This window comes from Flavobacterium sp., assembly GCF_036405015.1.
Classification (GTDB): domain Bacteria; phylum Bacteroidota; class Bacteroidia; order Flavobacteriales; family Flavobacteriaceae; genus Flavobacterium.
In genome coordinates, this window is sequence record NZ_DASWYK010000054.1 from 1 (window position 1) to 6,611 (window position 6,611).

The 6,611-nt window shown below is 34.1% G+C and carries 4 protein-coding genes; 2 read left to right on the forward strand and 2 right to left on the reverse strand.

Annotation, left to right across the window (positions count from 1 at the left end):
- The coding region (locus tag VGE71_RS04290; protein ID WP_331137191.1) for a discoidin domain-containing protein at positions 1–1,762 on the forward strand (1,762 nt) is incomplete at its 5' end.
- Positions 1,763–2,466: 704 nt separating this feature from the next.
- Positions 2,467–4,380, forward strand: coding sequence for a glucosamine-6-phosphate deaminase (gene nagB / locus VGE71_RS04295; protein WP_331137192.1), 1,914 nt, complete (start codon positions 2,467–2,469; stop codon positions 4,378–4,380).
- A 338-nt stretch (positions 4,381–4,718) separates the two neighbouring features.
- On the opposite strand, the gene VGE71_RS04300 is transcribed toward nagB, so the two are convergent.
- A complete protein-coding gene (locus VGE71_RS04300; protein WP_144219592.1) occupies positions 4,719–5,432 on the reverse strand; it encodes a LytR/AlgR family response regulator transcription factor in 714 nt (237 codons plus the stop codon).
- Positions 5,433–5,501: 69 nt separating this feature from the next.
- Entirely contained in the window at positions 5,502–6,560 is a 1,059-nt protein-coding gene (locus VGE71_RS04305; protein WP_331137193.1) for a sensor histidine kinase, read from the reverse strand.
- Between the last annotated feature and the right edge of the window lie 51 nt (positions 6,561–6,611).

Below are 6,611 nucleotides of genomic sequence, written 5' to 3' on the forward strand. Positions count from 1 at the left end.
AGAACGTTCGGTTAAAAATTCACCTTGGGAAAACGGAAAAGGCGATTTGGTAAAAGAATTGGCAGCAGCTTGTAAAGAATACGATTTAAAATTGGGGTTATATCTTTCGCCTTGGGACAGAAATCATCCGCAATACGGAAAACCTGAATATGTAACCTATTTCAGAAATCAGTTAAAAGAACTATTGACCAATTACGGAGATGTTTTCGAAATGTGGTTTGATGGCGCAAACGGCGGTGACGGTTATTACGGAGGCGCAAATGAAACCAGAAAAATCAATTCGCTAACGTATTACAATTGGGACGAAACCTATAAATTAATTTACGATATCGCACCAAAAACTTTGGTTTGGGGAGTTGGACCTTCAGAAGCAAGGTGGATTGGAAATGAAGAAGGGCGCGCAGGAAGAACCAATTGGTCTTTGTTACGACAGAAAGATGAATTGGCTGGAAAAGTGCATTACAGCGAATTCACGTCTGGACATGAAGACGGAGAAAAATGGGTTCCAGGAGAAGCCGATGTTTCTATTAGACCGGGATGGTTTTATCATTCAGTTGAAGATGACAAGGTTCGTTCGCTTGACGAAATGGTCGATATTTATTACGAATCAATTGGACGAAATGCAACTTTATTGTTAAATCTTCCAGTTGATACAAGAGGTTTAGTTCATGAAAATGACGAAGCAAGATTAAAAGAATTGGTTGCCACAATCAAAGCCGATTTCAAAACAGAATTATTAAAAGGAACAAAAGTTCAAGCCTCAAATACAAGAGCGGCAGATTCTAATTTCGGTCCGCAAAATGTGATTGATGGAAATAAAAATACCTATTGGGCAACTGACGATAAAGTAAAACAAGCCACAATCGAATTTACATTTAAAAAGCCAACGGCAATTAACAGAATTTTACTTCAAGAATACATTAAATTGGGACAGCGTGTAAAAGCATTTTCGGTTGAAGCAAATGTAAACGGACAATGGAAAACGATTGCTAATGAAACTACAATTGGTTACAAAAGAATTCTTCGTTTAGATCGTGTTACGGCTTCTGCTATTAGAGTGAATATATTAGATGCGAAAGCAGGTTTTGTAATCAGTACAATTGAAGCGTATAATGCTCCAACTTTCGTTAAAGAACCACAAATTCTTAGAGACAAAAATGGTTTGGTAACGCTTAAAGCGGAAGATGGAAATGCTGTTTACTATTCGCTTGACGGAAAAAATCCTTCAGAAAAAAGCATTTTATATAAAGGACCATTTGTTTACAATAAAGCAGTAGAAATTAAAGCGATATCGAGAAGTACAAAAGAGAAAATCAACAGTGCGGTTAAATCGGCTAAATATGGTATTTCTAAAGAAAAATGGAAAGTAATTTCGATTTCAAGCGGCGACAATAAATCGGTTGAAAGAATTATTGACGGAGATGCCAATACAGATTGGGAGTTTGGAAATAACGAAAATAAATTACCTCAGTCTATCATTATTGATATGGGAGAAGAAAGAAATATCGCAGGTTTTACGTTTACTCCAAAACAAGTAGGAAGCAACTCAAATTTGATTTCAAACTATGAATTTTATACCAGCGAAGATAATGTCACTTGGACCAAACAATCAGAAGGAGAATTCTCAAATATCAAACATAACCCAATTGAACAAATGAAGAGTTTTACTGCAGTAAAAGCAAGATTTTTAAGATTTGTTGCTACAGCTGCTGTAGGAAATGGACAAAGTGTTTCGATTGCAGAAATTGGCGTTGTAGAATAAAATAGTTTTGAGATAACAATTCATTCTGTAGGAATGTTTCGTTGGTAGAGCTATTTGATTCAATAAATTAGGTTTTAAAATGCAGCTTCTCAAACACAATTCATTCCGTAGGAATGTTTCGTCGGTAGAACCAAATTTGAGATACGATTAATACGTCCCATAGGAACGTTTGATTAACGAATCAGTTTTTCATTTTTATAAAATCAGGTGTTCCTCCGGAACACAACACACAATGAATATTTTTTTTACCGACGAGATATTCCTACGGAATATTAAATCATAATCGTTTAATGTTGAATAAAATCAATTCGGTACACTAAATATGTGATTATCCGTGTTATCGTAAAGCGAATCTATTTTATCAGCGTACTATTTGACTCAACAAATTAGCTTTCAAAATGAAGCTTCTCAGAGACAATTCATTCCGTAGGAATGTTTCGTCGGTAGAACCAAATTTGAGATACGATTAATACGTTCCGTAGGAACGTTTGATTAACGACGCAGTTTTTCATTTTTATAAAATCAGATGTTCCTCCAGAACACAACACATAATGAATATTTTTTTTACCGACGAGATATTCCTACGGAATATTAAATCATAATTTGTTTTCTGACGAACGGCAATCGTTATTAGTCGAATTTTTAGTATTTCGGAATAATATAATTCTACTTTTATCTTGCATTAATTAAAACAGCGAGGCGGTATGATTAAAGAAGATATAGGTTTTAGAGAAGCAGGAAAGTTTGAAGAAACTCGTTTCGAGAAAATTCACAATGTTATTTTTGAATCATCGCAGGAAGCTTCTTTGTTGGTAGCACGCGAAATAGCTAATTTAATTCAGAGGAAAAACGAATTAGGTGAACCTTGTGTCTTAGGTTTAGCTACAGGTTCTTCGCCAATTAAGGTGTATGAGGAGCTGGTTAAAATGCATAAAGAAGAAGGACTAAGTTTTGAAAACGTAGTGACTTTCAATTTAGATGAATATTATCCGATGGATAAAAATGATATTCAGAGTTATTATCATTTTATGCATGAGCATTTATTCAATCATGTAAATATTCCTTCTGAAAATATCAATATTCCGGACGGGCAGGTGAGTGCCGAGGAATTACAACAATACTGTATCGATTACGAGATGAAAATTATCTCTTATGGAGGTTTGGATTTTCAGCTTTTAGGAATCGGTAGAACAGGACATATTGGTTTTAATGAGCCAGGTTCTCACGTGAATTCAGGAACCAGAAGTATTACGCTAGATCATTTGACACGTATAGATGCGGCTTCTTCTTTTTTAGGAATTGACAATGTTCCGAGAAAAGCCATTACAATGGGAATTGGAACCGTAAGAAATGCAAAAAGAATCGTTTTACTAGGTTGGGGAATCAGTAAAGCAGGAATTATAAAAAAAACAATCGAAGGCGAGGTTTCTTCGCAAGTACCGGCTACGTATTTACAAGAGCATCACAACACAACATTTGTTCTAGATACAGAAGCTTCATCTGAATTGACACGAGTTAAAACCCCATGGTTGGTTAAATCTTGTGTCTGGACAGATGAATTAAAGCTAAAAGCTGTCGCTTGGTTAAGTGAGTTAACGAAGAAACCTTTCCTAAAACTGACAGATAAAGATTATAACGACAACGGAATGTCAAGTCTTTTGACGGAAGAAGGAACTGCATACGATTTGAACATTAAGATGTTTAATAAAATGCAGCAAACCATCACAGGATGGCCAGGTGGGAAACCAAATGCTGATGATACATATAGACCAGAACGTTCTACTCCAGAGAAGAAAAGAGTTATTATTTTCAGTCCGCATCCAGACGATGATGTGATTTCGATGGGAGGAACTTTCGATCGTTTGGTAGAGCAGGGGCACGAGGTTCATATTGCGTATCAGACTTCTGGAAATATTGCCGTTTCTAACGAAGAAGCTTTGAAATTTGCTGAAATCTCAAAAGCATTAAATCCAAATTCTGGTGTGTCTAATGAAATTATTGAATTTCTTCAGAACAGAACAGGAAATGAAATTGATTCGTTAGAAGTTAGAAAATTAAAAGGATTAATTAGAAGAAGTGAGTCTTTAGGAGCAACTCGTTATTTAGGTTTGCCAGATTCTAATGTAAACTTTTTAGATCTTCCGTTTTACGAAACTGGAACGGTTAAAAAGAATAATCTTTCGGATGCAGATATCAACATTATGTGTGATATTATTGAAAGAATAAAACCGCATCAAATTTATGCCGCTGGAGATTTAGCAGATCCGCACGGAACTCATAAAGTGTGTTTAGACAGTTTGTTTGAAGCTTTAAAAAGATTAAAACAAAAAGATTTTATGAAGGATTGTTGGGTTTGGCTATACCGAGGCGCATGGCATGAATGGGAATCGTACCAAATTGACATGGCAGTTCCAATGAGTCCTGACCAGGTTTTAAAGAAACGACATGCAATTTTTTATCACCAGTCTCAAAAAGACGGAGTTATGTTTCAAGGTGATGACAGCAGGGAGTTTTGGGTGCGAGTTGAAGACAGAAATAGATTGACTGCAGAAAAATATCACAACTTAGGATTAGCAGATTATTCGGCTATCGAGGCGTTTAAACGTTATCATTTCTAAGCTTTTTGCAAGCAATAAAGATAATAGACTATTTCATGGTTTATTTTGGTTAGTTACCTATAATTGAGAGAAAATGCGGTCGTGGTTGGCCGCATTTTCGTTTTTTGTACGTTTTTTCACCGCATTTTTTTTACCGCAAAGGCGCTAAGGTTTACGCAAAGTTCGCTAAGTTTTTTACGCGGAGGTCGCGGTGATTTATTTATATAATTGAGAATAAAAAAAGTTCGCAAAGCTTTGTGTTAAGCTTTGCGAACTTTTTTTATTGTTTTTTAGGTATCAAGCACAAAAAAATCTTTGCGAACTTTGCGTAAATCTTTGCGTCTTTGCGGTTAAATATCTTATATAGAAGAATTCAAAATCTTTTGTTTTACTTCGTCGATATAAGATCTTCCTATGACATATCTAAGTCCTTCGATTTCAATGCTGTTTCCTTCAACGGCGTCGATTTTATCAATTGCAATTGTGTAAGATCTGTGGATTCTGATAAAATCTCTTTCTGGTAATAAACTTGTAAAATCAGATAAAGTGCTGTGAATGATAAACTTTCCAGAAGTAGTACTGATTTTTAGGTAATCTTTCAAACTTTCAATCACTAAAATTTCGTTCAGGAAAATCTTCTTCATTTTTTTCTTATCGATTTTAACGAAAATAAAAGGATTCTCTTTGCTGTTTTCCTGAGGAAGTTTGCTTGTATTATTAAGGCGCTTGTTGATTTTGTTGACTGCTTTCATTAATCTCGGAAACTCAATTGGTTTTACCAGATAATCTAAAACGTCAAGTTCGTAAGTTTCAATTGCAAACTGATCGTAAGCACTTGTGATAATTAATAAAGGTGGATTTTCTAAACTTTTAATAAAGTTAATACCGTCTAAAACAGGCATGTTTATATCCAGAAAAATTACATCAATAGTATTGTTTTTTAAGAAATTCAGTCCTTCAATAGAATTACTAAAGGTGTTTATTAATTCTAAATCCTCAATCTGTTCAATATAATTTTTAATAACGTTTATTGCCAATGGCTCATCATCGATAATTAAACACTTTATTTTCATTTGTAAATATTATTTTAGGCCGATATGTGGTTTTTGTAGGTATAGTTTTCAAAACTTGTAAAAGATGGGCTACGTGACTTTTATAACAAGTTTAACGACAAAAATATTCTTTTTATTTTTAAATGAAAGCTTATAGTCACTTTTATTATATCCGAGTTCGAGTCTTTTTTTGACGTTTTCAATACCTATACCACTTGACTTGTTAAAATTGTCTTTATGTACGGTAATTTCAGGCATTGGGTTTGAAATAATGAAATACAGATAATCGCCTTTTACTTTAAAGTTAATATCAATTACAACATTTCCAGTATTTTTGTTCACTCCGTGTTTAAAAGCATTTTCGACGAAAGTTAAAAGTAAAACCGGAGAAATCTCTTTATCATGAATGTCTCCTGAAATATACATATTGACTTCTAAGCGTTCTCCATTTCTAATTCTTTCCAAATCCAGATAATTCTGAATGCACATAATCTCATTTTCCAAGCTTTGTTTCTTTTCTTTTGTTTCATAAAGCATGTAGCGCATTAATTCAGAAAGCTTCAGGACTATTTTAGGTGTCTTGTTGGATTTTTCTACAGAAAGCGAATAGATATTATTTAAGGTATTAAAGAAAAAGTGTGGTGAGATTTGAGATTTTAAAAACAACAGCTCAGTTTCCAATTGCGATTTTTCCAGATCGGTTACACGTCTTTGCTCTTGCAATAAATCAAATGTGATTTTAATTGCTGTAACAAAAGTCATAACGTACAATTCGCCCATCATCATGTCAATTGTATAATTTAGCGTAAGATTGTTTATGGTTTGAGGTCCTTCGGGCCAGACATCGTGTGTAATCAACAAATAAGTCAAATTGAACTTTATGACGACCATGACAAAAATTGCCGAAAGTACGGTTATTATATATAGGAAGTATTTTTTGCGATAAACCAAATAAGGCATCAAAACCAAAATATTGAGATAACATAACGCCATGTGAATTGGGAATCCAAGTAAAGTAGTTTTTAAGGAGTAAACGTAATCGTTAAAATAACTTCCCCAGCGGAATGTATTGAATACAAAATACGTTAACCAAAAGTAAACATGGAAACGTATAGGTACTCTGTAGAGTTTGCTTGAATTAAAAATCATAGTGGTATTTTAGAATGTCGTTTATTAGTATTTTTTGATGTTTAGAGCCGT